Source organism: Pseudomonas brassicae (assembly GCF_010671725.1).
In the GTDB taxonomy this organism is placed as follows: Bacteria; Pseudomonadota; Gammaproteobacteria; order Pseudomonadales; family Pseudomonadaceae; genus Aquipseudomonas; species Aquipseudomonas brassicae.
The window spans coordinates 1-2,734 of the sequence record NZ_JAAHBU010000440.1; the positions used below are offsets into that span (position 1 = coordinate 1).

Genomic DNA, 2,734 nt, shown 5'->3' on the forward strand with positions numbered 1-2,734 from the left:
CGTACCTGTGGGAGCTGGCTTGCCAGCGAAGGGGCCCTCAGGTCAGCCCTTGGCCCTGCGTGCCCTGAAGAACTCGGTCAGGATCGCCCCGCACTCCTCGGCCAGCACCCCGCCTTCGAACAGCACCCGGTGGTTGAGAAACCCCTGGGTAAAGAACTGCCCCTGGCTCTGCACGATCCCGGCCTTGGGCTCCAGCGCGCCATACACCACCCGGCTCACCCGTGAATGCACGATCAGCCCTGCGCACATGCTGCACGGCTCCAGCGTCACGTACAGCGTGCTGCCCGGCAAGCGGTAGTTGCTGGCCGCCTGCGCCGCCGCACGAATCGCCACCATCTCGGCATGCGCACTCGGGTCGCTACCGCTGATCGGGCAATTGAACCCCTGCCCGATCACCTCGCCGTGCTGCACCAGCACCGCGCCCACCGGCACCTCGCCCAGCGCCGCCCCTTGCGCCGCCAGCGCCAGCGCCAGGCGCATGAAATCCTGATCGCGGCTGCGATCATGATCTGTGGCTGACGCATCAGGCCACCTCGATCGCGGCCATCAGGCCGGTTTCCATATGGTCGATCACATGGCAATGGAACATCCAGGTCCCCGGGTTATCCGCCACCAGTGCCACCTGCGCCCGTTCGTTCTTGCCCAGCAGGTAGGTGTCGGTGAAGTACTGCTCCTGGATCGTGTGCCGATTGGAGCTGAGCACCTTGAAACTCATGCCATGCAGGTGGATCGGGTGCTGGTACTGGGTCATGTTCTTCAGTTCGAAGATGTAGCTCTTGCCCTTCTTCAAGGTGGCGATCGGACGGTCGGAGCAGGTCTTGTCGGTAATGTCCCAGGCCTGCCCGTTGATTTGCCACAGGCTCGGCGGCTTGCCGTTCTCGGTATTGACCGACACCGAGCCCACCCATTCGAAATTGAAGTTGAGCTTCTCGGCATTGGCCAGGTCCGGCTCGGCAATCGGGTTGGCCGGCAACGCCGGCGGCCACTCGCCCGGCGCCTCGCTACTGGCCACCGAGCGCAGCGTACCCAGGCGCACCGGGCCATCACGCAGGGACAATTCTTCACCGGCCGCCGGCATCTTGATCGCCAGGCAGATCCGCATGCCCGGGCCCAGCCAGTAGTCCTTGCCCAGCGGGCGTGGGGTGATCGGGTTGCCATCCAGCGCGTAGAGGCGCGCCTCGAAGTTGCCCTTGAGGTTGATGCGGTAGGTCAGGGTGTTGTCCAGGTTCAGCAGGCGCACCCGCACGATCTGCCCGGCAGGCATCTCGACCACCGCATCCGGCTGGCCGTTGATGGTGATCAGGCGCCCTGCCGTGCCACCGCGGGCGGCCTCGCGCGGGATGCTGAACTCGACGAAGTTGCCCTGCTCGTCCACATGCCAGTTCTTCAGGCTGAGCGTGCGTTCGTGCTTGAAGCCGGTGGGCTCGCGCTCTTCGACGATCAGCGGGCCGACCAGGCCGCGGCCCAGTTCCTCACTGCTGTTGACGTGCGGGTGGTACCAGTAGCTGCCGGCATCGGGCACGCGGAACTTGTAGTCGAAGTATTCGCCCGGCAGCACCGGCAACTGCGAAACATACGGCACGCCGTCCATTTCCAGCGGCAGGCGAATGCCGTGCCAGTGAATGGTGGTGGCCACCGGCAGGTGATTGATGAAACGCACCCGCAGCCACTCGCCCTGGCGCACACGCAGCTCGGTACCCGGTGCCGAGGGGCCGAACGCCCAGGCCTGGGTCATGTGCCCGGCCACCAGTTCGACGTCCAGCGGCGCGGCGATCAGCTCGTAGTCGTGCCCGGCCTGCTCGTCCTGCACCTTGCCCAGCCAGTAACGCGCGGCGCCCCCGGCGCCCAGGCCAACCACCACCAGGCCAGTCAGCCCCTTGAGCATTTGTCGACGGGTAAAGGACATCGGAACAGGCACCTCGTATTGCGAAAACAGCCTGCCAGCCGTGACCAGGCCAGCAATTGAGGGCGAATACGATACACCTGCATTTACGAAAGATTAAGTGAAGAGTTGCCGCAGCTACTCGCCGCAAGCCCGACCTAGCTCTATATACCGCCGCCATCACCCGGTACATGCGCATGCTGGCCCGCCGTACCCTTGAGGACAGTGCGATGCCAACCGATACGCCCGCGGCAATGGCGCGACAACAGCTGGACAGCATGGCCCGGCAACTGCTGCAAACCTGCCCGGACATGCGCGAACAGGCCCGGCAGATCGCCAGTGACCTGCTGCGGCGCCACGCCAACCGTACGCTGGAGCCGGACTGCGTGTTCTTCCACCGCTTCCAGTCGGCGCAGAGCAGCCCCAGAACCTTCAGCGGCTGGGAACACCGCGAACATCCTTGGCTGTCGCTGACCCTGCCGCAACTGGTCATGCAGCGCTTCGACGTCAACGACCAGGACAATGCCGACCTGCTGGGCTACCTCAGTGGTTTCTATACCGATGGCCCCGACAAGGCGGTGTACGACCAGCGCAACGAAGTGCCGCTGGACCCGCGCCAGGTGCTGGAGGCGTTCTGGGCAATCGATTTCGCCAGCCGCTTCACGGCGCAGGCGAACACGTTCTGGGCGACCCACAGCGATACCTTCCGCACCCTGGCCAAGGTCAACTTCCTGGCCAAGGTGCAGGAGGAATGCGAGGCCACCCGCGACCCTGCACTGCGCGCGCTGTACCGGCGGGTTGCGCAGGCCCTGGCCGGCCCGTTCGACACGCCCCCCCAAGCAGACCATTGCG

The 2,734-nt window shown here is 65.3% G+C and carries 3 protein-coding genes; 1 reads left to right on the forward strand and 2 read right to left on the reverse strand.

Going from position 1 to position 2,734, the window contains the following annotated elements; all coding sequences use genetic code 11:
* Nucleotides 1–42: 42 nt before the first annotated feature.
* Together tadA and G3436_RS24030 are read right to left on the reverse strand one after the other, a co-directional pair.
* Entirely contained in the window at nt 43–480 is a 438-nt protein-coding gene (gene tadA, locus G3436_RS24025) for a tRNA adenosine(34) deaminase TadA (RefSeq protein WP_163950311.1), read from the reverse strand.
* Nucleotides 481–523: 43 nt separating this feature from the next.
* Nucleotides 524–1,906 (reverse strand): multicopper oxidase family protein, encoded by a 1,383-nt coding sequence (locus G3436_RS24030; protein ID WP_163950314.1) that lies wholly within the window; start codon nt 1,904–1,906, stop codon nt 524–526.
* 173 nt (nt 1,907–2,079) lie between these two features.
* On the opposite strand from G3436_RS24030, the gene G3436_RS24035 reads away from it, so the two are divergent.
* On the forward strand, nt 2,080–2,734 hold a 655-nt coding region (locus tag G3436_RS24035; RefSeq protein WP_338001314.1), incomplete at its 3' end, for a dermonecrotic toxin domain-containing protein.